This window comes from Allobosea sp. TND4EK4 (assembly GCF_900156025.1).
Lineage (GTDB): Bacteria > Pseudomonadota > Alphaproteobacteria > Rhizobiales > Beijerinckiaceae > Allobosea.
In genome coordinates this window covers 344,111-370,541 of record NZ_FTMO01000003.1, presented here as the reverse complement: position 1 = coordinate 370,541, position 26,431 = coordinate 344,111, and the positions used below count along the sequence as shown (strand labels likewise).

Annotated in this window: 22 protein-coding genes; 4 read left to right on the top strand and 18 right to left on the bottom strand. The window is 68.3% G+C overall.

Translation table 11 applies throughout. The features are described 5' to 3' along the window. Positions 1–101: 101 nt before the first annotated feature. The 6 genes from BW981_RS09220 to BW981_RS09195 form a co-directional block, all read right to left on the bottom strand. Positions 102–887: a cyclase family protein gene (locus BW981_RS09220; RefSeq protein WP_076438342.1), complete on the bottom strand. Its 786-nt coding sequence runs from the start codon at positions 885–887 to the stop codon at positions 102–104. A gap of 32 nt (positions 888–919) precedes the next feature. After that, a complete protein-coding gene (locus tag BW981_RS09215) occupies positions 920–2,158 on the bottom strand; it encodes an SDR family NAD(P)-dependent oxidoreductase (RefSeq protein WP_076438340.1) in 1,239 nt (412 codons plus the stop codon). Next, positions 2,155–3,339, bottom strand: a complete 1,185-nt coding sequence (locus BW981_RS09210) for a thiolase family protein (protein WP_076438338.1) — start codon at positions 3,337–3,339, stop codon at positions 2,155–2,157. The genes BW981_RS09215 and BW981_RS09210 overlap by 4 nt, the downstream gene beginning before the upstream one ends. A gap of 1 nt (position 3,340) precedes the next feature. Beyond that, entirely contained in the window at positions 3,341–3,772 is a 432-nt protein-coding gene (locus BW981_RS09205) for an organic hydroperoxide resistance protein (RefSeq protein WP_076438337.1), read from the bottom strand. Continuing rightward, entirely contained in the window at positions 3,769–4,593 is an 825-nt protein-coding gene (locus tag BW981_RS09200; RefSeq protein WP_076438335.1) for an aspartate/glutamate racemase family protein, read from the bottom strand. Before BW981_RS09200 ends, BW981_RS09205 begins: the two co-directional genes overlap by 4 nt. A 349-nt stretch (positions 4,594–4,942) precedes the next feature. After that, a complete protein-coding gene (locus BW981_RS09195) occupies positions 4,943–5,752 on the bottom strand; it encodes an alpha/beta fold hydrolase (protein ID WP_076438334.1) in 810 nt (269 codons plus the stop codon). A 97-nt stretch (positions 5,753–5,849) separates the two neighbouring features. Between BW981_RS09195 and BW981_RS09190 the strand changes: the two genes are divergently transcribed. From BW981_RS09190 to BW981_RS09175, 4 genes are read left to right on the top strand one after another with little or no spacing between them, the layout of a single operon-like run. Continuing rightward, positions 5,850–7,001: an ABC transporter substrate-binding protein gene (locus BW981_RS09190; RefSeq protein ID WP_076438332.1), complete on the top strand. Its 1,152-nt coding sequence runs from the start codon at positions 5,850–5,852 to the stop codon at positions 6,999–7,001. A gap of 33 nt (positions 7,002–7,034) precedes the next feature. Continuing rightward, positions 7,035–8,078 (top strand): branched-chain amino acid ABC transporter permease, encoded by a 1,044-nt coding sequence (locus BW981_RS09185; RefSeq protein ID WP_076438330.1) that lies wholly within the window; start codon positions 7,035–7,037, stop codon positions 8,076–8,078. Then, positions 8,075–9,844 carry a branched-chain amino acid ABC transporter ATP-binding protein/permease gene (locus BW981_RS09180; RefSeq protein WP_076438329.1) on the top strand — a complete coding sequence of 590 codons (1,770 nt, stop codon included), beginning with the start codon at positions 8,075–8,077 and terminating at the stop codon, positions 9,842–9,844. The genes BW981_RS09185 and BW981_RS09180 overlap by 4 nt, the downstream gene beginning before the upstream one ends. Beyond that, a complete protein-coding gene (locus tag BW981_RS09175) occupies positions 9,841–10,563 on the top strand; it encodes an ABC transporter ATP-binding protein (protein ID WP_076438400.1) in 723 nt (240 codons plus the stop codon). Before BW981_RS09180 ends, BW981_RS09175 begins: the two co-directional genes overlap by 4 nt. 120 nt (positions 10,564–10,683) lie before the next feature. Here BW981_RS09175 and BW981_RS09170 read toward each other — a convergent pair whose 3' ends face one another. The 12 genes from BW981_RS09170 to BW981_RS09115 all read right to left on the bottom strand — a co-directional run bounded on the left by BW981_RS09170 (position 10,684) and on the right by BW981_RS09115 (position 26,365). After that, positions 10,684–12,117 carry an NAD-dependent succinate-semialdehyde dehydrogenase gene (locus BW981_RS09170; protein WP_076438327.1) on the bottom strand — a complete coding sequence of 478 codons (1,434 nt, stop codon included), beginning with the start codon at positions 12,115–12,117 and terminating at the stop codon, positions 10,684–10,686. A 26-nt stretch (positions 12,118–12,143) separates the two neighbouring features. Further along, positions 12,144–13,736 (bottom strand): gamma-glutamyltransferase family protein, encoded by a 1,593-nt coding sequence (locus tag BW981_RS09165; RefSeq protein ID WP_076438398.1) that lies wholly within the window; start codon positions 13,734–13,736, stop codon positions 12,144–12,146. A gap of 139 nt (positions 13,737–13,875) precedes the next feature. Next, positions 13,876–15,060, bottom strand: a complete 1,185-nt coding sequence (locus BW981_RS09160) for a MalY/PatB family protein (RefSeq protein WP_244560274.1) — start codon at positions 15,058–15,060, stop codon at positions 13,876–13,878. A gap of 124 nt (positions 15,061–15,184) precedes the next feature. Next, positions 15,185–16,663 (bottom strand): alkaline phosphatase family protein, encoded by a 1,479-nt coding sequence (locus BW981_RS09155; protein ID WP_076438325.1) that lies wholly within the window; start codon positions 16,661–16,663, stop codon positions 15,185–15,187. Then, positions 16,660–17,586, bottom strand: coding sequence for a sugar phosphate isomerase/epimerase family protein (locus tag BW981_RS09150; protein WP_076438324.1), 927 nt, complete (start codon positions 17,584–17,586; stop codon positions 16,660–16,662). The genes BW981_RS09155 and BW981_RS09150 overlap by 4 nt, the downstream gene beginning before the upstream one ends. 16 nt (positions 17,587–17,602) lie before the next feature. Next, positions 17,603–18,475 carry an ABC transporter permease gene (locus BW981_RS09145; protein WP_076438322.1) on the bottom strand — a complete coding sequence of 291 codons (873 nt, stop codon included), beginning with the start codon at positions 18,473–18,475 and terminating at the stop codon, positions 17,603–17,605. A 1-nt stretch (position 18,476) separates the two neighbouring features. Further along, a complete protein-coding gene (locus BW981_RS09140) occupies positions 18,477–19,412 on the bottom strand; it encodes an ABC transporter permease (protein ID WP_076438321.1) in 936 nt (311 codons plus the stop codon). Continuing rightward, entirely contained in the window at positions 19,412–20,434 is a 1,023-nt protein-coding gene (locus BW981_RS09135; RefSeq protein ID WP_076438319.1) for an ABC transporter ATP-binding protein, read from the bottom strand. Before BW981_RS09135 ends, BW981_RS09140 begins: the two co-directional genes overlap by 1 nt. Beyond that, entirely contained in the window at positions 20,431–21,429 is a 999-nt protein-coding gene (locus BW981_RS09130; protein WP_076438318.1) for an ABC transporter ATP-binding protein, read from the bottom strand. The genes BW981_RS09135 and BW981_RS09130 overlap by 4 nt, the downstream gene beginning before the upstream one ends. Before the next feature lie 4 nt (positions 21,430–21,433). Beyond that, positions 21,434–22,984: an ABC transporter substrate-binding protein gene (locus tag BW981_RS09125; RefSeq protein WP_076438316.1), complete on the bottom strand. Its 1,551-nt coding sequence runs from the start codon at positions 22,982–22,984 to the stop codon at positions 21,434–21,436. A 43-nt stretch (positions 22,985–23,027) separates the two neighbouring features. After that, positions 23,028–24,662, bottom strand: coding sequence for an ABC transporter substrate-binding protein (locus tag BW981_RS09120; RefSeq protein WP_076438314.1), 1,635 nt, complete (start codon positions 24,660–24,662; stop codon positions 23,028–23,030). Between the two features lie 62 nt (positions 24,663–24,724). Beyond that, positions 24,725–26,365 (bottom strand): ABC transporter substrate-binding protein, encoded by a 1,641-nt coding sequence (locus BW981_RS09115; protein ID WP_076438313.1) that lies wholly within the window; start codon positions 26,363–26,365, stop codon positions 24,725–24,727. Positions 26,366–26,431 lie beyond the last annotated feature (66 nt).

Sequence of the window (26,431 nt, the reverse complement as noted above, 5' to 3'; positions counted from 1 at the left end):
CGATGGATCCCGGCTCAAGGCCGGGATGACGTGGCGGTTCAGGGACGATCCAGCACGCTTCAAGCCTGATCAAGGCAGCCAGCGCGCCCTGCGGGTTCTCGTCACCCAGTCTCGCCCACCAGCGCCAGCACACGCACCGGGCTGCCCGAGCCGTTGATGATCTTCAGCGGCGTCGCAATGATCACCGCGCCGGTCGGCGGCAGCTTGTCGAGATCGCGCAGGCATTGCAGGCCGTAGCGCCCGCCGCCATGCAGGAAGTGATGGGCCGGGTAGGGCGGGTCGAGATGGGCGGCCTGCCCCGCATCGGTCCCGATCGTCTCGGTGCCGAAGCCGATGATGCCGCGCTCCTCGACCAGCCAGCGCATCACGGCCGAGTCCGGCCCCGGCGTATGCGGGCCGCCTTCGCCGAGATTGGCATAGTCGCGCCCGCTGCGCTTCGACCAGTCGGTGCGCAGCAGCACCCAGTTGCGCTCCGGGATGCGGCCATGCTCGGCCTCCCAGGCTTCGACCACGGGAATCGTCAGCAGGAAGTCCGGGTCGGCTGCCGACTGCGCCGAGCAGTCGATCACGCAGGCGGGCGCGACCATGTCGGCGACCGGCATCGTATCGACCGCATTGTTGGGCAGGTCCTTGCCGGTGAACCAGTGGATCGGAGCATCGAAATGCGTGCCGGTATGCTCGCTCAGCGTGATGTTGTTCCAGTACCAGCCGGGGCCGGCGGCGTCATAGCGCGAGATCTGCTCGATCCGGAGCGGCGAGGCCTGGCCGAACTCCGGCGGCAGCACGATCACCGGGAAATCCGGGCTGAGCGTGAAGGTGAGGTCGATCACCTTCACCGAGCCGCCGGCGAGGGCGGCGGCGAAGGCGGCGAGGTCGGTGGCGGCCATGGCGGGCTCCTGTCGGTGGGGCGATGCGACGATCAGCCGAGTTCGCGTTCGAGCGCCTTCGGATTGGCGGCGAGGCGGCGGCGGACATCCTGCGCGACGTCGCCGACGAAGACCTCCTCGAGGCCCTGGCGAAGGCCGGAGACGATCCCATCCGCGACGGCGCGAGGCGCCACCTTGGGCGGCGGCAGGGTCTGGAACCAGTCGCCGTCGATCGGCCCGGTGAAGACGTTCATCACCTTCACGCCGCCGCTGCGCAGTTCGCTGCGCAGGCAGTGGGAGAGGGCAAGGCACCCCGCCTGCGAGGCGGCATGGGCGCCAAAGGGCTGCCAGTTCGCCAGAGCGTAGACGGACAGGACATTGACCCATGCGGCGGCGCTGTCGATCCCGTCGGCGCCGCGCATTCGCATGGCCGGGCCGAAGCTCTGGGCGAGATGGACGAGCCCCATATAGGTCTCGGCCAGCTCCATCTGGAAGAAGCTGGTCCCCTGCCGGTCGGTGAGGCCGCCGGGCCGCACGAATTCGGCGGTGTTGACGAGGATGTCGGTCTTGCCGGCGATGTCGGCGGCGAGATCGCGCACCGAGCGTTCGTCCCCCAGATCCAGCGGCACGAGCTTCACGCCGTCCAGCGCGCGCAACCGCTCCTCTTCGGGAAACGGCTTCCAGTTCTCGGGAACGCCGACATGGATCGTCCGCGCGCCGGCCTTGAGCAGCGCTTCCACGGCCGCCAGCCCGACCGGGCTGCGGCCGTTGGTGACGAGGATGCGCCGGAACTTCGGGTCGGCGGTCATCTCCCGCCATTGCCGGTCGTCCTGCATGTGCGGGGTCTCCTGTTGCGGTTTGGCGAAGGCCACCGCCTGGCCGCTCTTGTCGAGCTGAAGCGACATCGCCACCCGCTCGCCCTCGGCGCAATCGCCATGGAGATGGGACACCATCACCGGCCCGCAGTCGAGCTTGACCAGGCCAATGCGCCAGGGCGCGCGCTCCCTGAAATAGACATCCGCCGGCACGCGCACCGTCGTCTCGGAAACGAGCACCCCGCCGCGCGGCGCCTCGACGAAGGGAAGCTCGGTCGAGAGGCACTCCGGGCAGATTTCGCGGGCTGGATAGGTGAAGCTGCCGCAATGCGCGCAGCATTGCAGGGCGAAGCGGCCTTCGGCCGCCGCGGCGGTGAAGCCATGGGAGGTTCGGCTGCGCGCGGCCGGCGGCTGCGAAGGCGCCAGCGTGCGGTTGAGGGGGCTGCGCTTGCGGGGTGGCGAGAGCGGCTGCGTCATGAGCTCGGCCCCGTCAGGATGGCGGCACCCGAGGACAGGCCGCGCTCGTAATTGATCATCCCGAAGCCGGAGGCCAGCGCTGCTCTCGCGCCCGCCACCTGCGTCGACCCGGCCTGGCCCAGCACCTGCCGCAGCCCCTCGGTCAGCCCGAGATAGCCGCCGCCCGCGCCGGCCTGTCCGACCGAGAGCTGGCCGCCGGAGGTGTTGTGGGGGAAGTTGCCGCCGATGGTGAGGTCGTGCTCGCGCACGAAACGCGGCCCCTCGCCCTTCTCGCAGAAGCCGAGATCCTCGAACTGCATCATCACCACGAAGGGGTAGTCGTCATAAGTGAGGACGACGTCGAGATCGTCCGGCCGCATGCCGGCCATGGCGTAGAGCTCGCCGATATCCCTGGCCCAGCCGCCGCGGATCTGCACCACATCGTCCGGGAAGGCATTGTGCCGTTCGATGGTGGCCGCGATGCGCGCCACCGGCAGCTTCAGCGAGGCGGCGATATCCTCGCGCATGACGAGGAAGGCTTCCGCGCCGGCGCAGGGCATCACGCAGTCGAAGAGATGGATCGGGTCCGAGATCGGCCGCGCCTTCATGTATTGCTCGAGCGTCAGCGGCGCCTTCATCAGCGCATGCGGATTGCGCAGCGCATTGGCCCGCTGCGACACGGCGATGCGGCCGAAATCCTCGCGCGTCGCTCCGAAGCGCTTCATGTAGTGCTGCGCGATCAGCGCGAAGCTCGCATTGGCGCCGCCGGCCCCATAGGGATAGGCGGCATCCTGCGCGAAGCGCGAGAAATTCTCCAGCGTCCGCCGGAAGGTGTCGACCTGGTTGGTGTCGCCGGCGATGCAGGCGACGACATCGGCATCGCCCGCCTGCACGGCGCGCGCCGCCTTGCGCAGGCCCGCGATGCCGCTGACCCCGCCGAGCGGGACCGTGTCGAGCCAGCGCGTGCTCAGCCCGAAATGCTGCGTCAGTGCGACGGCCGAATCGGGCTGGAGCGTGAAACTCGAGACCACCAGCCCGTCGATGGCGCGCTTGTCGATGCCCGAGCTCTCGACGAGGCCTTTCAGCGCCCGGCCGATCCACCATTGCGCGCTCTCGATCGAGTAGCGCTCATAGGGAACCGTCACCGGCGCGGCGACGACGACGCCGTCATAGGAGAGGCGCTGCCGCGCGGCGTGGTTCATCTCAGGCGACCGTCAGCTTCACGTCGATATTGCCGCGCGTCGCATTCGAATAGGGGCAGCGCTGATGCGCACCCTCGATGATGTCCTGCGCCAGGGCCCGTTCGACGCCCGGCAGCGCGACCTCGAGCTCGACGGTGAGTGCATAGCCGGTCGGGACCGGCCCCATGCCGACCTTGGCCGTGACCGAACTGTCCTCCGTGAGGCTCACCTTGCGCTGGCGGGCGACCAGCTTCACCGCGCCGAGGAAGCAGGCGGCATAGCCGGCAGCAAAGAGCTGCTCCGGGTTGGTGCCCCCGCCGCCGGGCCCGCCGAGCTCCTTCGGCAGCGAAAGCGTCAGCGCGAAGCCTCCATCGGGGCTGTGCGCCTTGCCTTCGCGCCCGCCGGTGGCGGTCATCTGCGCCTCGAACAGAATCTTCTCGGGAACGACGGTCATCGATGGGCCTCGCTGGGTGTCTTCGTGGCTGCTGCGAAGGAGGCGCCGCCATGGCGGGCGAGGCGGCTGAAATCCTCCCGCGCCCGGCGGCTGGCGAGCGCAAAGCTCGGGCCGCGACTCGGCTGCGTGCCGTTGAGACGCTGAAGCTGCACCCACATCTCGGCCGATTTCAGCGCCACCGCCGCGCAGTTGACGACGGGCGCGTGGGCGACCCGCAGGTTATGCTCGGAGCAGAGCAGCAGCCCGGGCAGCACGCCGGCCGGCACCAGAACATCGCAGCCGGCCTCGATCAGCGGCTGGGCGCAAACCGTGAAATCGGCGAGCATGCTGAGCCGGGCGCTCTCGTTGCCGGCGAAGGCCTCGGAGAAGTCCTCCGGCTTGCAACCAAGTCCGACGACCCCGCCGATGCGCTGTCCAAGCCCATAACGATCGGCCTGCTCGTAGTGATAGGTCGAAAACACCTTGTCGATCGTCACCAGTCCGAGCCGCCGCCCGAGTTGGGAGGCGGCCAGCAGCGTCGCCTCGCCGGTTCCGACGACCGGGATCTGGAGGGCGGAGCGCAGCTCGTACAGGCCGGGGTCCTGGAAGTGCCCCATGACATAGGCGTCGAACCCGTCATCCTCGGCCTGCAGGCCGTTGTCGATGGCGGCGATCGCGCAGCGAAACTCGCTGAGCCTGCCGAAATCCCGATCCGGCGGCGTCATCCCGGCGACATGAACGCTTGTGCCGGGAGCGGCAATCTCGTTCAAATAGGATGACAGCTTGGCGAGATAGGGCGCGTTGAGGCTCGCATCGACAAAGCTTTGCCAGAAGATTTTCATGGCCGCGCGGTCCCTCGGGGTGCAGGCGCCATCGTCTGCGTTGAATTAATTAAAGCACGAAGAATCTGGGGGTCAAGCGCGGCCGGCGACGATTGAGCGGCTGCGTGCATGATACCCATGCCGGATATCATTGCGCTGACGGCCACGTATCCCCACGAAATGCGCGAAAATTCGGCTCGATTGCCTGACCTTGCATCGCCATCGGAGTTGACGGATTTTCGAAAGATATTTAGGACATTAATTAATTGCTCCCCGCTGCTCTCTCCGAGGCGAGGCGAGCTGATGGGGAACGGAGAAGACGATGGTGGCGAGGTCCGCTTTGTCCGCAGATGGTGCTCCGCTCCCGCGGTCAGCAGCCATGCTCGCGCAGGAAGGAATTGACCTGCTCGGCAAAGATCTCCGGCATCTGGTCGGGGAAGGGCACTTGCGCCCCCGGAACGCGGTGCATTCTGCTTCCGCGGATGGCCGCCGCAACGGCATCGCCCGAGCGGGCATTCGGGTCGTTCTCCGGCACCAGGACGAGCGCAGGGCAGGCGATCAGCCCCACCCGGTCTTCCATATGGTAGCGGTTGACGACGCGGTGGCCCTCGACCGCCATCGGCCCGCTGCGCAGCGCATCCGCCATGAAGCGGCGCAGGAGGTCGACGTCGCCCTCGGGATAGAAGGGGCGGCGGCGGTTCCACAATTCGGTGAGATGGCTGCCATCGGCCCGTTCGGTGACGTCGTCGATGACGCGCTGGCCGTCATGATGCTGTCTCCGCGCGGCATCGACGAAGGGGCAGGCCGACAGCACGGCGGCGGCAATGCGCTCGGGATCTCGGGCCGCGATCTCGGCCGCGATGGCCGCGCCGGTATGATGGCCGACGACGGCGAAGCGCCCGACGCCGAGCGCGTCCATGGCCTGCAGCGCAGCGCCGGCCCAGCCCTCGATGGTGGGCGTGCCCGGCAGCGGCTCGGAATCGCCGAAGCCCGGCGTGTCGATCGCGATCGCACGGCGCTGCTCGCCGATCACCGGCAGGACGTCGCGATACTCGTCCCAGGACCGCGGTGTCTGATGGAGCAGCAGGACGGGAAAGCCCGTGCCGCAGATCGCGGCATGGATGCGGCCATGAGCGACGCCGATGAATCTGCGCGCGAGCGCGGGGCCGGGTTTCGTCATCGGAGGCTCCGGGGTTTTGGGGTCGACTACGTTTAAATCTGATCAATACTGTTAATAAGCTCGGATAACCAGCGTCAACCAGGTGAGGGGAAATAAGATGACAAGATTCCGCAAGTTCTGCGTCTCTGTTGCTGCTTTGGCTGCGATGACCTCGGCGGCGCGCGCCGACATCACCATCGGCTTCGTCACCTCGCTGAGCGGGCCGGGTTCCTCGATCGGCATCCCCTATGGCCGCGGTATCGCGGCGGCTTTCGCCTATCGCAGCGAGGTCGCCGGCCAGAAGATCAAGCTGATCCAGCTCGACGATGCGTCCGACCCCTCGGCCGCCACCCGCAACGCGCGCAAGCTTGCGGAAGAAGAGAAGGTCGACCTCCTGATCGGAACGGCCACGGCGCCTTCGACGATCGCCATCGCGGCCGTCGCCACCGAGCTCAAGGTGCCCTTCATCGCGGTCTCGCCGATCCAGCCCACCGCCGATCCCGCGAACCAGTGGGCGATCGCGATTCCGCAGCCTGCGCCGCTGCTGGTCAAGGTGGTGGCGGACCGCATGAAGCGCGATGGCGTCAAGAAGGTTGGCTATATCGGCTTTTCCGACGCCTGGGGCGATCTCGTCTACAACGGAGCCAAGGCTGCCGAGGGGCGCGGCGACATCGAGGTCGTCGCCAATGAGCGCTACGCCCGCACCGACACCTCCGTCACCGGCCAGGTTCTGAAGCTGGTGGCCGCGAAGCCCGACGGCATCCTCGATGGCGGCTCCGCGACGCAGGGCGCGCTGCCCCTGCTGGCGCTCGCCGAGCGTGGCTACAAGGGCCCGACCTACGGCACGACCGCCCTGGTCAACCCTGACTTCGTCCGCGTCGGCGCCAAGGCAGCCGAGGGCATCCAGGTCTCGACCGGCCCCGTGATCGTCGCGGACCAGCTGCCTGAAGGCCACTTCGCCAAGAAGCTCTCCGCCGACTTCAAAGAGTCGTTCCTCAAGGCCAACGGCGTCGCCAGCACTGACGGGTTCTCCGGCTATTCCTTCGATGCCTGGCTGGTGATGCTCAACGCGGCCCCGACGGCACTCAAGACCGCCCAGCCGGGCACGGCCGAGTTCCGCACCGCACTGCGCGACGCGCTGCTCGCGACCAAGGAGGTGCCCGGCGTCCATGCCGTCTACAACTTCAAGCCGGGTGCGAGCCATGGCGTGGATGAGCGCAGCCTCGTCATCGTCCAGCTGAAGAACGGCGTCTGGACCTACAAGCCCTGAGGCAACAGCTTCGGCTGCACAGAGAAACCCGGCATGACGAGCGATATCGCGGCGATCCTGGCCCTCGACGGCATTGCCACCGGCGCCATCTATGTTCTGGTCGCCGTTGGCACGGTGCTGATCTTCACCGTCACCCGCGTGATGTTCATCCCCTTCGGTGACATCGCAGCCTTCACGGCTCTGACGCTGGCGGCCCTCGAGACCGGGCATCTGCCCGGTACGGTCGGCCTCGTGTTGGTGCTGGCCGTGCTGGCGTCGCTGGCGGAATGCTGGTCGCTGGCGCGCGGCGGCAGGGCAAGGCAGATTCCGAAGGCGCTGGCCTTCTACCTGCTGCTGCCGGTGCTGGTCGTCGTGCTGGTGAGGCTCGCCTTGCCGCTGGCGCCGTCGATGCCGGTGCGCATCGTGCTCGCGCTCCTGCTCGTCATGCCGATCTCGCCGCTGCTCGACCGGATCGTCTTCCGCCCGATCGCGGATGCCAGCGTGCTGCTGCTGCTGATCGTCTCGATGGCGCTGCACTTTGCGCTGGTCGGGCTCGGGCTTCTGTTCTTCGGGCCCGAGGGTGTCCGCACCCAGCCGCTGACCGACAGCGCCTTCGAGCTGATGGGCATGCATGTCAGCGGGCAGACGCTGCTGATCGTGCTGGCATCCGTGCTGTTCTCGGGCCTGCTCTATCTGTTCTTCGAGTTCACGCTGACCGGCAAGGCGCTGCGCGCCACGGCCGTCAACCGCACCGGGGCGCGGCTGATGGGCATCCGTCCGGCGCGCTCGGGCACCATCGCCTACCTGGTCGGCTCGCTGATGGCCGGCGTCTCCGGCATCCTCGTCGCGCCGGTCAACACCATTTTCTACGATTCCGGCTTCCTGCTGGGTCTGAAGGCCTTCGTCGGCGCGATCATCGGCGGGCTGGCGAGCTATCCCGGCACCGCGATCGGCGCCGTTTTTGTCGGTGTGCTGGAGAGCTTCGCCTCCTTCGAGAGCAGTGCGCTGAAGGAGGTGATCGTCTTCTCCCTGCTGATCCCGATCCTGATCTGGCGCTCGATCGTGTCGCCGCATATCGAAGAAGAGGTCGAGGAATGACGCGCGTCCAGCTCGCTGCCGTGAAGATCGTGGCCGTGCTGGCGCTGGCCGCGGCCCCGTTCCTCCTCAGCCCCTTCTCGATCACGCTGCTGAACTATATCGGTATCTATTCTCTCGTGGCCGTCGGCCTCGTGCTGCTCACCGGCATCGTCGGCATCATCTCCTTCGGCCAGGCCGCCTTCATCGGCATCGCCGCCTATGCCACGGCCTGGGTCTCGGCGATCAACGGCCAGTCGCCCTGGCTCGGCCTTGTGCTGGCCGTCGTGCTGACCTGCGCGGTCGCGGCGGTGCTTGGCCTCGCCACCTTGCGCCTGCAGGGGCATTTCCTCTCGCTCAGCACCATCGCCTGGGGCCTCTCGATCGGCTTTCTGTTCGGGAACATCGACGGGCTCGGCGGCTTCAACGGCCTGTCCAACATCCCGCCGATCTCGATCGGCTCCTATGCGCTCGTCGAAGGCTGGCAGATCTACTATCTGATCTGGGCGATCGTGATCGTGGTGCTCATCCTGTTGCACAATCTGCTGAACTCCCGCCTCGGGCGCGCGATGCGGACGATGCGCGGCGGCAAGACCCTGGTCGAAAGCCTCGGCGTGAGCGCCTATTGGGTGAACCTGACCGCCTTCGTCATCGCCGCCTTCCTCGCGGCGCTGTCGGGCTGGCTCTATGCCCATATGAGCCGCTTCATCAGCCCGACGCCGTTCGAGCCGCTGGCCGGCATCGAATATCTGATGATGGCGATGATCGGCGGCGCGACCAGCCTCCTCGGCGGCATCATTGGCTCCGCGGTGATCATCCTGCTGAAGAACACCGTTCAGGACTACCTGCCGATGATAGCCAAGGGCGCCTCCGGCCAGCTCGAGATCGTCGTCTTCGCCAGCATCTTCATCCTGTTCCTGCAGCGCGCGCGCCAGGGCATCGTGCCCTATCTCACGCGCTTCCTGCCGCAGGCGCAGCTGGAGCGGCCTCAGCCCGCGCCGCCTCTGCCGCTGCGCCGGCAGCCCGCTCCGGGCGAGGTGCTGCTGCAGGTCGACGGCGCCGAGCGCCGTTTCGGCGGGCTTGTCGCCGTCAACAAGGTGAGCTTCGAGGTCCGCGCCGGCGAAATCCTCGGCCTGATCGGCCCCAATGGCGCCGGCAAGAGCACGATGTTCAACCTGTTGACCGGCGCGCTCGCCTGCAACAGCGGCAGGATCGTCTTCGCAGGCCGCAATATCGAGCGGCTCTCGCAGGCCAGGATCGCCCGCGCCGGCATCGCCCGCACGTTCCAGCATGTGAAGCTGCGTCCGCGCATGACGCTGCTCGACAACGTGCTGATCGGCACCTATCCGCGCACCAGGGCCGGGCTGTTCGGCGGCGCGCTGCGGCTGGACCGCCAGGAGGAGGCGAGCGCCCGCGCCGAGGCCATGCGCCAGCTCGAGCGCATCGGGCTCGGCGACAACCCCTTCGAGCTGGCCGGCAACCTGCCCCTCGGCAACCAGCGCCTGCTGGAGATCGCCCGCGCGCTCGCGGCCGACCCGCTGCTGCTCGTCCTCGACGAGCCGGCCGCCGGCCTGCGCCGCAACGAGAAGCAGAAGCTCGCCGAGCTTCTCGCCACTCTGCGCCGCGAGCACGTCACCATCCTCCTGGTCGAGCACGACATGGAATTCGTCATGAACCTGGTCGACCGCATCGTCGTCATGGATTTCGGCACCAAGCTTTGCGAGGGCGACCCGGCCGCGATCCGCAACGATCCCCGCGTGCAGGAAGCCTATCTGGGGAGCACGGTCTGATGGCGCTGCTTTCGCTCCGCAATGTCAGCGTCTCCTACGACAAGGTCGAGGCGGTGCGCGGCGTCTCGCTGGCCGTCGAGCCCGGCCAGATCGTCTCGGTGATCGGCCCCAACGGCGCCGGCAAGACCACGCTGATGCTCGCGACGATGGGGCTTCTCCCGCTGGTCGGGGAGGTGACGTTCGAGGGTACGAACCTCGCCGGGCTGGAGGTGGAGGAGCGTGTCGAGCGCGGCATCTGCCTCGTTCCCGAGAAGCGCGAGCTGTTCTCCGACATGTCGGTCGCCGACAACCTGATCCTCGGCTCCTACAGCCTCAAGGACCGCTCCGGCGTCGACGCCGCGCTGGGCCAGGTTTATGAGCGCTTTCCGCGGCTGCAGGAGCGACGGCGGCAGAAGGCCGGCACCCTGTCCGGCGGCGAGCGCCAGATGCTGGCGCTGGGCCGCGCCCTCATGGCGAAGCCCAAGCTGCTGATCCTCGACGAGCCGAGTCTCGGTCTCGCCCCGCTCATCGTGCGCGAGATCTTCCGCACGATCTCGTCGCTGCGCGAACTCGGCGTCTCGGTGCTGCTGGTCGAGCAGAATGCCCGCGCCGCGCTGGAGACGGCCGACTACGGCTATGTCCTCGAGACCGGCGAGATCGTCCAGCAGGGCAAGGCCGACACCCTGATCCACGACCCCAAGCTGATCGCCGCCTATCTTGGCGGGGGCGAGGGGCACTGAGCCCTCGCGCCAGTGGGCGGAGCCGCGGCGCGAGGGGCCGGCTCACCCGGCGCTGAAATCCGAAGGGTTCTTCCGCAGGCGAGCCGGGCTTTGCCTGCGGAAGTGTTTTTGGCGCTCCGTTCAGACCGCCTGCGTCACCAGCTTGGTGTTGACATAGGCGTCCATCGCCTCGGTGCCGCCCTCCGAGCCATAGCCGGAATCCTTGATGCCGCCGAAGGGCAGCTCCGGCAGGGCGAGGCCATGGTGGTTGATCGAGAGCATGCCGGCCTCGATGTCGCGCCCGAGATCGGCCATCGTCTTGGCCGAGCGCGTATAGGCATAGGAGGCGAGGCCGAAGGGCAGGCGGTTGGCCTCGGTGATCGCCTCGTCATAGCTGCCCACGCGGCTGATCAGGGCGACGGGGCCGAAGGGCTCGTCATTGGCGATGCGGGCATCGAGCGGCACGCCCGTCAGCACGGTCGGCTGGAAGAAATAGCCGCGATTGCCGATGCGCTCGCCACCGGTCTCGACCTTGGCGCCGCGCTCGAGGGCATCCGCCGTCAGAGCCTCCATCGCCTCGACGCGGCGGCGATTGGCGAGCGGGCCCATGGTCACGCCGTCTTCGAGCCCGTTGCCGACCTTCACCGCCTTCGCCGCCTTCACGAAGCCGTCGAGGAAGTCGTCATAAACCCCGTCCGCGACGAGGAAGCGCGTTGGCGCCACGCAGACCTGGCCGGCATTCCGGAACTTGGCGCCGGAGAGGACGCGAACGGCGAGCGCCACGTCGGCATCGTCGAAGACGAGCGCCGGAGCATGGCCGCCGAGCTCCATGGTGACCCGCTTCATGTGCTCGCCCGCCAGCGCCGCCAGCTTCTTGCCGACAGGCGTCGAGCCGGTGAAGGAGATCTTGCGGATCACCGGATGGGGGATCAGATGGCCCGAGATCGTCGCCGGCACGCCGTAGACAAGGTTCAGCACGCCCGCGGGCAGGCCTGCATCGGCGAAGGCGCGCACCAGCTCGGCACAGCTCGCCGGCGTCTCCTCCGGCCCCTTCAGGATCACCGAGCAGCCGGCCGCGAGCGCGGCCGAGACCTTGCGCACCGCCTGGTTGAGCGGGAAGTTCCACGGCGTGAAGGCGGCGACCGGGCCGACCGGCTCATGGATCACGAGCTGGGTGACGTTGGTCGCCCGGGCGGGGACGATGCGGCCATAGCCGCGCCGCGCCTCCTCGGCGAACCATTCGATGGTATCGGCGGCACCCAGGGTTTCCAGCCGTGCCTCGACCAGCGGCTTGCCCTGCTCGCGGGTCATCAGATAGGCGACCTGCTCGGCCCGCTCGCGCAGGATGCCGGCGGCCTTCCGCATCAGCTTGGAGCGGTCGAAGGCGCCCACGTCGCGCCAGAGCTTGAAGCCCTTCGCCGCCGCCGCCAGCGCCTCGTCGAGGTCGTCGATGCCCGCATGGGCGAGTGCCCCGATCGTCTCTTCGGTCGCGGGGTCGAGCACCGGCAGGCGGTCCTGCGAGCCGTTCCGCCAGACGCCGTCGATGAAGAGGTCGGTATCGCGATAGTCGGTCATGATCGTAGTCCTTTTCCTTCGCGCACTCACCAGCCGAGCGCGCAGCCGTCCTTGCGGTGATCGGAGCCGCCGAGCAGCGTCCCGTTCTCCCAGTCGATCCAGATGGCCTGCGAGCCGCCGATCGCCGATTTCGGCGGCGCGACCGTAAAGCCGCGCGCGGCGAAGCCTTCGCCCCGGAGGGTGCGCAGCCGTCCTTCCATCTCGATCGTCTTCGTGCCGGGAAGAGGGAAGAGCCGCGGCAGATCCATGGCGCTCTGCAGGTCGAGGCCGTGGTCGAACAGCTTCGAGAGCAGATGCGCATGCCCCATCGCCTGGTAATGCCCGCCCATGACGCCAAAGGGCATGACTGCTCGTCCGTCGCGGGTGACCATGCCGGGGATGATCGTGTGCATCGGCCGTTTGCGCGGGCCGATCTGGTTGGGGTGGCCGGCGGCGAGCGAGAAGCTCTGGCCGCGATTGTGAAGCAGCACGCCCGAGCGCGGCGCGACGAGGCCCGAGCCATAGGGGTGGAAGATCGAGTTGATGAAGCTGACGGCGTTGCGATCCTTGTCGACGACGGAGATGTAGACCGTGTCGCGGTGCTCGACGCCGTCCAGCACCGGCAGCGGATCGAGCGCCCGCTTGGGGTCGATCTGCGCGGCCAGTCGGTCGGCCACCTCGTCCGAGAGCAGGTATTCGACCGGGACCTTGGCGGCCGACATGTCGGCGAGATAGGCATCGCGCGCCGCATAGGCGAGGCGGGTCGCCTCGACCTCGACATGCAGCCCGTCGAGATCGAGCGGGTCGCTCGCCGGCTTGAAGCGCTCGAGGATCTTCAGGATCATCAGCGCGATCATGCCCTGGCCGTTGGGCGGGCATTCATGCACGGTCCAGCCGCGATAGGTCGCGGTGACCGGCTCGACATATTCGCCGGCGGCGCTTTCGAAATCAGCCAGGGTGTGGAAGCCGCCGAGACCACTCAGGCGCTCGACCATGTCCTGCGCCACCGCGCCGCGATAGAAACCGTCGCGTCCCTCGCGGCCGATCGTTTCCAGCGTCGCGGCCAGCTCCGGCTGGCGCTGGATCGATCCGACCTTGGGCGCCTCGTCGCCGACGAGGAAGGTGCGGCGCGCCGTCGGGTCGGCAGCGAGCAGCTCGCGCTGCCCGGCTGCGTCGGCCGCGACGCGCGGGGTGATGCCGTAGCCATCCCGCGCGAGGCCGATCGCCGGCGCCAGCAGTTCGGCCATGCTCATGCGGCCATGATCGGCGACGAGCCGGGTCCAGGCGTCGATCGCGCCCGGCACGGTCACGACATGCGGGGAGCTGCGCTCCAGCGTCGTCACGCCGCGTTCCGCCAGCGCCGCTGCGGTCAGCGCGGCGGGCGTGCGGCCCGAGCCGTTATAGGCGAGCACCTGATCGCCGCCTTTCGGCGCCATCAGCACGAAGCAGTCGCCGCCGATTCCGGTCGAGCCCGCTTCCACCACGCATTGCACCGCGCAGGCCGCGACCGCGGCGTCGATGGCGGCGCCGCCCGCCTTCAGCACCTCGATGGCGGTCAGCGTCGCCGTCGGATGGGAGGTCGCGGCCATGCCGTTGCGGCCCACCGCGAGCGAGCGGCCCGGAAGTTCGAAATCACGCATCATCATCTGTCCCCATCCTGTCCCGGCCAGCGCCTGTCAGGTTTGATTGTGGTGAACGGCCTTGCCCCGGACCTGATTTCGCCGGTCCGGCCTTGGATCATCAGCGCCACGAACGATCACGTTCGCCCGCTGCAAGAGCTTACTGCAAGTCTGCGAAGGCCTCGGCCAGCCGCCCGACCGCCTGCTCGACGACGTCGCGCTGGGTGGCGATGTTGAAGCGCAGGAAAGTCTCGCCGCCCTTGCCGAAGGTCGGGCCGCGATTGACAGCGATCCGCGCCTGCTCTCCGACGCGGCGGGTGAACTCGGCCGCCTCCATCCCGGTGCCGGCGAAATCGACCCATGCAAGGTAGGTGCCTTCCAGCACCATGGAACGGAGCCCCGGGATGGCGTTGACGCCCGCGTCGAAAATCCGGCGGTTGCCGTCGATATAGGCGTTCAGCGCGTCGATCCAGGCTGCGCCCTCGGGGCTGTAGGCCGCGGTGGCCATCACCATGCCGAAGGAGTTCGGCGAGATGCCGAGCGCATCCATCCGCTGCTGGAAGCGCTTCCGCAGGGCGGCGTCCGGGATGATGACGTTGCCGATATGGGCGCCGGCGGTATTGAAGCTCTTGGTGGTCGAGGTCATCATCACGAGGCGGGGCAGTGCCTGCGGCGCCGCCAGCGGCATGACCATGTGCTTGTGGCCGGGCATGACGAGGTCATGATGGATCTCGTCGCTGACCAGGACGAGATCGTGGCGCTCGCAGAAGGCGGCAATCTCCCGCAACTCCTCCGGCGACCAGACACGCCCGCCCGGATTGTGGGGCGAGCACAGGACCAGCATCCGCTCCTTGCCGGTCATCTGCGCATCCCAGCCCGCGATATCGAGCTCGTAGCGGCCATTTTCGAGCGCGAGAGGGCATTCGACGACCTGCCGCCCCGCCGCCGCGATGACGCGCGCGAAGGCGTGATAGACCGGCGTCATCAGCACCACGCCGTCGCCGGGCGCCGTGAAGGCGTCGACGCACAAGGCCGTGCCGTTGACGAGCCCATGGGTGGTGAAGATCCAGGACGGCTCGACCGCCCAGCCGTGGCGGTTCTGCATCCACCAGCGGATCGCCGCGACATAGGCCCTGTCGTCGCCGAAATAGCCGTAGATGCCGTGGACGGTCATCTGCTCCAGCGCGGCCTGCACGCAGACGGGAGGCCGGAAGTCCATATCCGCCACCCACATCGAGATGCCGTCGCTTGCCGGCACCCCGAAGAGCGGCTCCATCATGTCCCATTTGGCCGAATGGGTGCCGCGGCGGTCGATCCGCTCGTCGAAATTCACTGGCATGGTCATGGGGAAATTCGGCTCCGGGACTCTCAGACTCGGCGGAGATTAGCCGCCTTGCGGCCCCGGCTGTAGAACCGTTTGCTCATGCCGTCGATCTCCGCAACGCCGTTCGACGCGCGGCACGGCCGACTTAATCGCGGCGGCCCCCTTGCAGCAGGATGCGCGACCCGCCGCGGTCGGCGACCTCCAGATATTGGCGGAAGCCGCCGCTGCCGGTTTCACAGAGCCGCGGCGCTTGCTCCGGCGTTGGCGAGCCGAGCAGGGAGCGGCCCGTCATCGTGGCGGCCGGAGCAAGCCCCAAGGCGGCCAGCACCGTTGGAGCGATGTCGACGATGCCGGTCGCCCGGCCATCGACCGTGCCGGCGGTGAGGCCGGCCCCGCGCGCGATCAGCGTGGTGTTGAGCTCGTGGCGGTTCAGCCCGCCATGCATGCCGCCGCCGATCGGCACATCGCCCTTCGTCATCAGGCCGAGGCCCGGATGTCCAAAGGGATCGGCATCGTCGTTCGAGCGCAAGGTGAAGACGAGTTCCGGCGCGCGCTCATGGTCGAGATCGACCAGCCCAAGCGAGAAGGTGCCAGGCAGCTCGCCCTCGATCCCGTCGCCGCCGGGCGTGAACAGCATCCCGGTGAAGTCCTGCTCCATCAGCCAGCGCGCGATCGCGTCGCGCCTTGCCGTGCCGCCTTCGAGAATGCGGATTTCGCCCATGTCGCCGCCGGTCATCGTGAACTGCGCGCCTTCCAGCGTGCGCTCGGAGGCCCTCCGGCCGGCATGGCCCGCGGCCCCCAGCAGCTCGGAGAGCGGCAGCGCGTCGCTCATGGTGATCTGGCCATGGTCGGAGGCGGCGATCACCGTGTAGCGCTCGGCATCCGGCTGGGCGTCGACCCAGGAGAGGATGCGGCCGAAAGCCTCGTCCACCGTGCGGATGACATTCAGCGTCTCGGGCGCGCCGAGGAAGCGGTAGTGAAAGGAGGTGTCGGGTTCGTTGAACCAGATCAGCGCCACATCCGGCCTGATCTGTTCCAGCACATGCTCGCGGAAGATGCGCTCCGCATAGTCGGTCTCCTCGAAGCGGGGCAGGCGGCGCGGCGGCAGCGGGCCAAAGCGCGCGACCACCTCGTCCACCGCCTCGGGCGTGCGGGTATGCTCCCGCCCGAGCAGGGAGAAGGTCCAGTGGCCGTTCTCGCGGGCATTCGGGTTTATCAGATAGGCCGAGCCCGCCGAGCCGGTATGCACCACCGCCATGCGCTTGCCGGCGCGCGCCAGCACGTCGCCCATCGGCTCGGCGGTGACGAAGCGTCCATCGGTCGCCTCGATGGCGAGCGCGATGTCGTCCCAGCGGCTGAGATCGATCGCATGGGCCTGCGTCGCCTGCGGGAAATAGAAGGCGTTGCCGACGATGCCGTGGACGCGCGGATGCGCGCCCGTGGCGATGGCGGTGGTGGCGACGCGCGTCATCGAGGGGAAGACGCTGCGTGCCTCGAGGAACCAGGTGCCTTGCCCGGCGAAGCGGGCGAGGTTCGGCATGCGCTCCGGTGTCACGAAATCGGGCCTGAGCCCGTCGAAGACGCAGATGACGACCGTGTCGGCGGCAGGCTTGGCTGCGCTCATGCTGCGGCCTTCAGCGCTTGCGTCTTCGCCTTGGCGGCGAGCGCCTTGGTCGCGGCGATGCACTCCTCGACCGCGTACCAGTAGCGCTGGTTCAGCTCGATGTTGAACATCACGCCCTCCGGGAAGGTGCAGGCCGCCATCAGCTCCTCCCACGGGATGGCGCCCCAGCCGACCGGCATGTGCAGGTCGCCATGGCCGAAGGCGGTCTTCTCGCTGTCGTGATACATCCAGATCGCGTCGGCCCGGCCGAAGGAGTCGTGCATGTGGAGATGGTTGGCATAGGGCGCGAGCTCGGCGATCTCGGCGACGAACTCATCCGTGCCCTGGAAGCCGGCGCGCAGGAAGGAATGGCTGAAGTCGAGCGTCGCGCGGATATGCGGGTGGTCGATTGCGGCCAGCTCCTGCGCCAGCCGCCGCGGCGAGGAGCAGTGGACCTTGCCCTCATGGCCGCCGAACAGCGTCTCGACGCAGACAAGCGGACCGAGATCGGCCGCGATCTCGCCGGCCTTGGCAAGCCATTCGCGCTGGCGGGCATAGGCGCCTTCCAGCACCGGAGCCTCGGCGACGGGGTGAAGCCCGGAATGAACGACGTAGTTCACCGCGCCGATCTCGGCCGCGACCTCCAGCGACGCCTCCAGTACCTCGAAATGCCGCGGCAGCCGGGCCGGGTCGTCGAAGAAGTTGATCGAGAGCGGGCCATGCACCGAATAGCGGACGTTGCGCCCGGCGCAGGCGCGCTTCAGCGTCTCCAGATGCGGGCGGTGGATGCGCCCGCCGATGACGAGGTCGGCCGAGAAGGTCGGCAGCTCGATCGTCTCGACGCCGAGCGCCTCGACACGGTCGAGGATCGCGGCGAAGTCCGAGAGGTCGCCCTTCGGATAGGGGGCGGAAATGCCGGTGCCGAGAACGCCGTTGGGCAGCATGGGAAGTCTCCGATGGTCAGCGCAGGGTCGGGTCGAGCTTGTCGCGCAGCCAGTCCCCGACGAGGCTGACGGCGAGGGTGGTCATGACGATGGTCGCGGCCGGGGCGAGCATGATCCACGGCGCGCGGGTGAGGTATTCGCGGCCATAGCCGACCATGTTGCCGAGCGAGGTCATCGGCGGCTGGACGCCGAGGCCGAGGAAGGACAGCCCGCTTTCCAGCAGGATCACCTCGGGAAAGGTCAGCGTCATCGAGACGATCAGCGTCGAGGCGATATTGGGAAGGATGTGGCGCAGATAGACCCGCGACGGCGAGGCGCCGATCTGGCGCACCGCGCCCGCATAGCCTTGTGCGCCAGCCGAGATGGCGAGGCCGCGTGCGATGCGGGCATAGCGTTCCCAGCCATAAAGGCCCATCAGGCAGATGAAGAGCGTCAGCCCGTTGCCGAAGAAGGCCAGCACCGAGAGCGCCAGGATGAGGAAGGGCATCGCCGCCTGGAAATCGGCCAGCATCAGCACGATCTGCTCGACCCAGCCGCGGAAATGCGCCGCCAGGAAGCCCATCACCGTACCGAGCACGGCGGAGATGATGGTCGCCCCGAAGGCGACGAGCAGCGAGATACGCACCGAGACGATCAGCCGCGAGAGCACGTCGCGGCCGAGCTCGTCGGTGCCCAGCCAGTGCAGCGGGTGGAAGGGCGGGCTGAGCCGGTTGCGCAGATCGTAGGCGGTGAAGCGATAGGGCTGGATCCAGTCGGCGGCCAGCGCGACGGCGATGATCAGCACCAGCCAGGCAAGGCCGAGCCAGACCACCGGCGGCACGCGGCGCTTCGGCCTCGGCGCGGGTTTCGCCGCGGCGGCGGGGAGGGCGGAGGCGGTGATGTCGGCCATCTCAATGCGCTCCCGCCTTGGCGCCGCTGCGCAGGCGCGGGTCCATCACGCCGTAGAGCAGGTCGACGATCAGGTTGGACGAGACCATGGTGACGGCGACCAGCAGCAGGATGCACTGCACCACCGCGAGGTCCCGATTGGCGACGGCGACGACCAGCAGCCGCCCGACTCCGGGCCAGGAGAACACGCTCTCCACCACCACCGCGCCCGCGATCAGGCTGCCGACCATGAAGCCGACGATGGTGACGGTCGGGATCGCGGCGTTGGGCAGGGCATGGCCGCGCACGACACGGGCCCAGGGCACGCCCTTGGCGCTGGCGGTGCGGATATAGGGTTGCCCCAGCACTTCCAGCATGGCCGAACGGGTGAAGCGGGCGAGGACCGCCGCGCCGCCGATGCCCAGCGTCAGCACGGGAAGGATGGCGTGGCGCCAGCTTTCCTGCCCGCCGGATGGCAGCCAGCCGAGCTGGACCGAGAACACCAAGACGAGAACGAGGCCCAGCACGAAGCTCGGCACGGTGAAGCCGGCGACCGCGGTCACCATCACCGCCCGATCGATCAGGCTGTCCCGATGCAGCGCCGCATAGATGCCGGCGGGGATGCCGATGCCGAGCTTCATCGCCAGCGCCGGCAGGGTCAGTGCCAGAGTCGCCGGGATGCGCTCCAGCACGAGCTGGAGGGCCGGGCGCCCGTCCCGCATCGACTGGCCGAGCTCGCCCTGACCGATGGCGGTGAAATAATGCAGATATTGCAGCCAGATCGGATCATCGAGGCCCCAGGCCTTGCGGAAGGCGGCGATCGCCTCCGGTGGCGCATCGACACTCATGATGATCAGCGCCGGGTCGCCCGAGAGGCGGAGCACGATGAAGGCGAAGGTCACGACGAGCGCGACCGTGAGCGCCGCGCGCCCGAAGCGAATGAGGAGGAAGCGCAGCATCAGCTTGCGGCTTTCAGCAAAGGCGATGTCAGGAAGTTGGCCTGGTCGTGCGCGACATGGCAGGCGGTCAGGCGGCCGTCAGGCAGCGGCAACAGCGCCGGGGTCTCGACCTTGCAGCGCTCGCGCGCGGCGTGGCAGCGGGGATGGAAGGCGCAGCCGGAGGGGCGGGCCGCCGGGTTGGGCGGGTCGCCCTGCAGCACGATGCGCGGCCGGGCGCGGCGGCCCGGCTCGGGCGAGGCCGAGACCAGCGCCTCGGTATAGGGATGGGCCGGCGCATGCAGCAGCAGGTCGGCCTCGCCCTCCTCGACGATGCGGCCGAGATACATCACCGCGACGCGGTGGCTGACCTGCCGCACCACCTTGAGGTCGTGGCTGATGAAGAGCAGGCCGAGCCCCAGCTCCTCCTGCAGATCGACCAGCAGATTGACCACCTGCGCCTGGATCGAGACATCCAGCGCCGAGACCGGCTCGTCGCAGACCAGGAGATCCGGGCCGGTCGCGAGAGCGCGGGCGATCACCGCGCGCTGGCGCTGCCCGCCGGAGAGCTCATGCGGATAGCGGCTGCCTTGGTCGGCGCGCAGGCCGACCGATTGCAGCAGGGCGAGCGCCTTCTCGTCCCGCGCCTTGGCTTCCCCGATGCCATGGACGTCGAGCGGCTCGCGCACCTGCTCAAGGATCGGCAGGCGCCGGTCGAGCGCGCCCAGCGGGTCCTGGTAGATCATCTGCATGCGGGCCCGCATGGCGCGCCATTCCTGGGTGCCGTCCTTCGGCAGAGGCTCGCCCTTGAACAGAACCGCGCCACGATCCGGCGGCTCCAGCCCGAGCGCAAGCCGGCCGGTGGTGGATTTTCCAGAGCCGGACTCGCCGACAAGGCCGAGCGTGCGGCCCTTTTCCACCGTCAGCGATACGCCGTCGACCGCGTGGACGGCGGTTGGCCTGCCGAGCAGGCCGCGGCGCATGGAGTAGCTGCGGCAGACATCGCGCAGAGCGAGGAGGGTTTCGGGGCTCATCGGTCCGGTCATGCGAAGACGGGCTCCCGCTGCGCCGGCGCCTCGGCCGGTGCGACCCGGATGCAGGCGGCGCGGCGCTGCGGCGCCTTGTCCGCCAGCGGCGGGATGCCTTCGTCGCAGGCGGCGACGGCCCTCGGGCAGCGCGGCGCGAAGGAGCAGCCCGCAGGCAGGTTCCAGGGCTCGGGCACGTTGCCCTCGATCGGCGAAAGACGTCGGCGCACGCCGTCCAGGGGCGGCAGGGCGCTGATCAGGCCTTGGGTGTAAGGATGCAGCGGCCGCTCGAACAGCAGGTCGGCGGGGGCGGTCTCGATGATGCGCCCGGCATACATCACGCAGACGCGCTCGCAGGTCTGCGAGATCACCCCGAGATCATGGCTGATCAGGACCAGCGCCATGCCGGTCTCGCGGCGGATCAGCGTCAGCAATTCGAGAATCTGCGCCTGGATCGTGGCGTCGAGCGCCGTCGTCGGCTCATCGGCGACCAGCAGGTCCGGATTGCCGGCCAGCGCCATGGCGATCATCACGCGCTGGTTCTGCCCGCCGGAGAGCTCATGCGGAAAGGCGTCGAGCCGGCGCGCCGCGTCGGGAATGCCGACGAGGTCGAACAGCCGCCTGGCCTCGGCCTTGATCGCCGAGCCGGAGAGGCCGCGATGCAGCGCCAGCGCCTCGCCGACCTGCTTCCCCAGCCGAAGCACCGGGTTGAGCGCGCTCGCCGGGTCCTGGAAGATCATCGCGATCCGCCCGCCGCGGACATCATCGAGCACCACGGGCGCGGCACCGAGCAATTCGCGCCCTTCGAGCTGGACGCTGCCCGTCACCTTCGCCTTTTTCGGTAGCAGGCCGAGCGCGGCGAGCCAGGTCACCGACTTGCCGCAGCCGGATTCGCCGACGAGCCCCAGCGCTTCCCCGCGCGCGACGCTGAGGTCGATGCCGTGAAGGGCGCGGACGCCGTCGAAGGAGACGGCGAGGTTCCGGATGGTGACGAGGGGCTGGGGCTGCGCGATCATGGCGTCAGACCATGTTGCCTGCCCGGAAGTCCATATACTCGACCGGATAGGCCTGCCACGGGATGTCCTTGGCCTTCCCGTAGAACATGGTCAGGTCGTGCAGCGCGGTGCCCGGCGGGTCGACCTCGTCATAGATTTCCAGCATGCGGCGGAAGACGCGCTTGCGCTCTGCCGTGTCGAGCGAGCTCTGCAGGATGGGGCAGAGCTGGTTGAACTCGTCGTTCGCCCAGGTCTTGGCGACGGCCTGGACATTGCCCGCCGGCCCGTAGCGGCGCACCATCGCGCCGACCGGGTCCTGCCAGAAGATGGTGTCGGAGGCGTCGAAGATGCCCAGGCCCGGCTGGTAGACCTGCGACCAGCTCTCCTTGACCTCGATCTCGACGTTCAGCCCGACCTCGGCCCACATTTGCTGAAGGATCTGAGCGGTCTGCACCTGCAAGGTGTAGTAGTTGTTGAGGACACGGTAGGCGATGCGCTTGCCGTCATAGCCCGCTTCCTTGATCAGGGCCCTGGCCTTGGCGGGCGCGAAGCCCGGGCCGGCATAGTCGCCGAGATAGAGTTCGCCATAGCTTTTGTCCTGATGGCCGTTGGGCACCCAGGTGCGCCCGTCATAGAGGCTGTCGACGATCGCCTGCCGGTCGATGGCGCAGGACAGTGCCCGGCGCACCCGCGGATCGGCGAGCGCGGGGTCGAACTTGTTATAGGCGACCGCCCGCACGTTCTGGATCGCGCCGCCGGCGATCTCGCGGCCCGCCATCGCCTTGATCGTCGGGAGTTGGTCCGGCGAGACCTCGGTGATGAACTGCGCCTCCCCGGTGGCGAGCTGGTTCAGCCGGCTCGCCAGCTCAGGCACGATGCGGAATTCGAGCTCGTCCGCCATCGGCCGGCCGCCCCAATAGGCGTCATGCGCTGCGAAGACGAAGCGGCGGTCATAGGAGAACTCCTTGACCTTGAACGGCCCGGTGCCGACCGGCGCCTTTTCCCAGGCTGCGAAGTTGCCGGCGGCGAGGAAGGCCTTTTTCGAGATGATCTGCCCGCCCCAGCCGGCGAGCCGCCGCTCCAGCAGCGGGTCGGGGCCCTTGGTCGTGACCCGCACGGTCATCGGGCCGGTCGCCTCGACGCTCTCGATCGTCGGCAGGAAGGGGCGCGTCTGCGCATAGCCCGGCGATTTCGGGTCCGACATGCGCTCCGGGCCGAAGGTAAAGGCGACATCCTCGGCGGTCATCGCGCCGCCGTCGTGGAAGCGCACGCCTTCGCGCAGCGTGAACTCCATCGCGACGGGCGAGACCCGCTTCCAGCTCGTCGCCAGGGCCGGCACCAGCTTCGCGCCGTTGCGGTAATCGATGCCGATCAGGTTGTCGTAGAGGTTGTAGCCCATGCGGAACGAGACGTTGCCGTAGTCGCGGACAGGCTCCAGCGTCGCGACGTTCGGCGAGTTCGGCATCGCGACGACGATGCGTCTCGCCGGTTGCGCCCGCAGGGGACCGGCGGCAGCACCGGCGAGAACGGCGCCCGCGCCAAGCAGGACGCCGCGACGGCTGATCGAATGGGGCATGGGTGTCTTCCTGTCGTGCGAGCAGGCGAGGCGGGAGGCGAAATCAGCCCATCCCGCCCCAGTTGGCGGCGCGGAAATCCATCGCGAAGGACTGGCCGGTCTTCCAGCGGATATCCTTGCGCTTGGCGGTGAAGTTCGCGGTCTGGTGCAGCACGGTGTAGGCGGGGTCCTCGCGCTCGCAGATTTCCAGCATGCGGCGGAAGGCGGCCTTGCGCTGGCCCATGTCCATCGAGGTCTCGAGGACCCCGGAGAGCTTGCCCATCTCCTCGTTGCGCCATTCGCCGATCTGCCACTGCTGGCCGGTCGGCCCGTGCTGGGCGACGATGGAGGAGACCGGATCGTTGTAGGAGGCGCTGTTGGACCAGTCGCGGACCGCCCGGCTCGGCCCCTTTGCGAGGACCTGCGGGAAGTTCTCCTTCATCTCGACGGCGACGTTGAGCCCGGCCTCGCGCCAGCTCTCGACCAGGATCTGCGCCGTCGCGACCTGGCCGGTGTAGTAGTTGTTGAGCAGGCGGTAAGGGATCGGATCGCCCTTGTAGCCGCTCTCCTTCACCAGCTTGCGGGCCAGCGCCATGTCATAGGCCGGCACGGCCCAGTCCTGGATCAGCATCGGCCCGTAGAAGTCGAATTGCAGCCCCTTCGGCACCTGGGTCCTGCCGGCCCAGAGCGCCTCGACGATCGCCTGCCGGTCGATGGCATGCGTCATGGCGCGGCGGATCAGCGGGCTTTCCAGCAGCGGATGGCTCTTGTCGAAGACGGTGAGGCGGTGGTTGGCGATGAGCCCGCCGAGCACCTCGTGCCGGCCGCTCGCGGCGATGTCGCCGATCTGGTCGGGCGGGATGTCGCAGGCGAAGTCGTATTCGCCCGAGCGCAGCCCGTTGATGCGCGAGGCGATCTCGGGGACCTCGACGAAGCGGATCTGCTTCAGCGGCGGCCGCCCGCCCCAATAGGCGTCATGCGCCACCAGAGTCAGCGACTGGTCGGGCTTGAACTCGGCGACCTTGTAGGGGCCGGTGCCGACGGGCTTGCGCGCCCAGTCGAGCCAGCTCGGTGCCGCCGCGAAGGCCTTGCGCGAGACGATGACGCCGACATTGCGCGAGATGCGCCCTTCCAGCGTGATGTCCGGCGTCTTGTTGACGAAGCGGACGGTGCGCGGGCCGACGATCTCGATGCGCTCGAAGGCGGGGAAGGCGCGCTTGGCGACCGCGACGACCTCCGCCGGGGGCTGCTTGCCGCCCTGTCCGGCCGTGACGGAGCCGAACAGCCCGGCCGCTCCAGCCTCGGCTGCGCCGCCCCACATGCGCTCGGCGCCGAAGGAAAAGGCGACGTCCTCTGCCGTCATCGGCTCGCCGTCATGGAAGGTCACGCCCTCCCGCAGCGTGAGTTCAACGGTGCGCTCGTCGAGGCGCCGCCAGCCCGTGGCGAGCCCCGGCTGCAGCGAGAGATCGCCAAGCCAGTCGGTCGCGATCAGCGGCTCCAGCATGTTCGACAGCACCCGCGTGCCGACATTGGACTGCTCGCGCAGCGTCTCCAGCGTGTTGGTGTTGACCACCTTCTGGACCGCGATGGTGATCGACGGGCGGGTATCGGCCTGCGCGACGGAAAAGCCGGGCAGGGCGAGTGTACCGCCCGCGGCGGCACCCAGGCGCAGGAACTGGCGGCGGTCGAAATGGGTCATGCGTGAAACCTGATGCGTGATCGAAAGGAGCCGGCGCGGCTGGCGCGCCGGCTTGCGCGGCCTTAGCTGCGGCCGCCCCAGTTCTCAGTGCGGAAATCCATCGCGAAGGCGGGCGAAGCCTTCCAGGCCAGCGCCTTCGGCTTGGCGGTGAAGGTCGCGTTCTGGTGCAGCACGGTGTAGGCGGGGTCCTCACGCTCGGCGATCTGAAGCATGCGGCGGAAGGCCTGCTTCCGGCGCGCCTGATCCATCGAGGTTTCGAGCTCGACCGAGAGCCGGTTCAGCTCAGCGTTGGTCCATTCGCCGATCTGCTGCTGCTGGCCGTTGGGGCCGTGCTGGCTGACGAGCGAGGAGACGGGATCGTTGAACGGCGCGGAGTTGGACCAGTCGCGCACGGCACGGCTCGGCGTGCGCTCCAGCACCTGCTGCCAGTTCTCCTTCATCTGGATGTCGATGTTGAGCCCGGCCTCCTTCCACATCTCGACCAGGATCTGCGCGGTCGGCACCTGGTTGGTGTAGTAGTTGTTCAGCAGGCGGTAGGGGATCGGATCGCCCTTGTAGCCGGACTGCTTGACGAGATCCTTGGCGAGCTTGACGTCGAAGGCCGGAACCGCCCAGTCCTCGATGAACATCTCGCCGTAATAGGGCCATTGCAGACCCTTCGGCACGACGGTGCGGCCAGCCCAGAGCGAGTCGACGATCGCCTGGCGGTCGATCGCGTGGGTCATCGCGCGGCGCACCAGCGGGTTGGCGAGCTGCTCGTGGTTCTTGTCGAACACGGTGAGGCGGTGATTGAGGATCGTGCCGCCCTGGACCTCGAAGGCCTTGTTCTGCTCGATCTGCGCGATCTGGTCCGGCGGGATGTCGCAGGCGAACTGGTACTGGCCGGAGAGCAGGCCGGCGATGCGCGCGGCGGTCTCGGGCACCTCGACGAAGCGGATCGACTTCAGCGGCGGGCGCCCGCCCCAATACTCGTCATGGGCTTCGAGCAGCAGCGAGACGTCGGGCCGGTAATCGGCGACGCGATACGGGCCGGTGGTGACGGGCTTGGTCGCCCAGTCGGAATAGGTCTTGGCCTCCTCGAAGGCGCGCTTGTTCATGATCTCGCTGCCGTAGCGCGAGATGCGGCCTTCCAGCGTGATGTCCGGCGTGCCGTTGACGAAGCGGACCGTGTGCTTGTCGACGATCTCGACGCCGAGCAGAGCCGGCCAGTTGCGCCGCGCCACGGCCGGCACCTCCGGCGGCAGCTCCTTGGAGGCGCGCCCGCCGCCGATCGAGAAATCGGCCGCGATGGTCTTGCCCGCGGTCGGCTGCGTGTCGCCGAACATGCGCTGCCGGCCGAAGGAGAAGGCCACGTCCTCCGCCGTCAGCTCGTCGCCATTGTGAAACTTGACGCCCTTGCGCAACTTGAGCTCGACCGTGCGATCGTCGATGCGCCGCCATTCCGTGGCGAGGCCGGCCACGGTCTCGAGCTGGCCCAGCCAGTTGCGACCGATCAGCCCTTCCCAGAGCGAGGAGAAGAACACGCGCTCGCCGACATTGGACTGCTCGCGCAGCACGTCGAGTGTGTTGGTATTCGAGACCTTCTGGACCGCGACGGTGATCGAAGGCCGGTTGTCGGCCTGCGCGATCGCGAAGCGCGGAAGGATCAGGGACGCGGTGCCGCCGGCGAGCGCAGCCCGCCGGGTGATCGAAAATCCAGCCATGCAATGTCTCCGCCGCTTCTTGACGGCGGGGAGGTAGGACCGGCGGATGAACCTCTTGTGACCCCT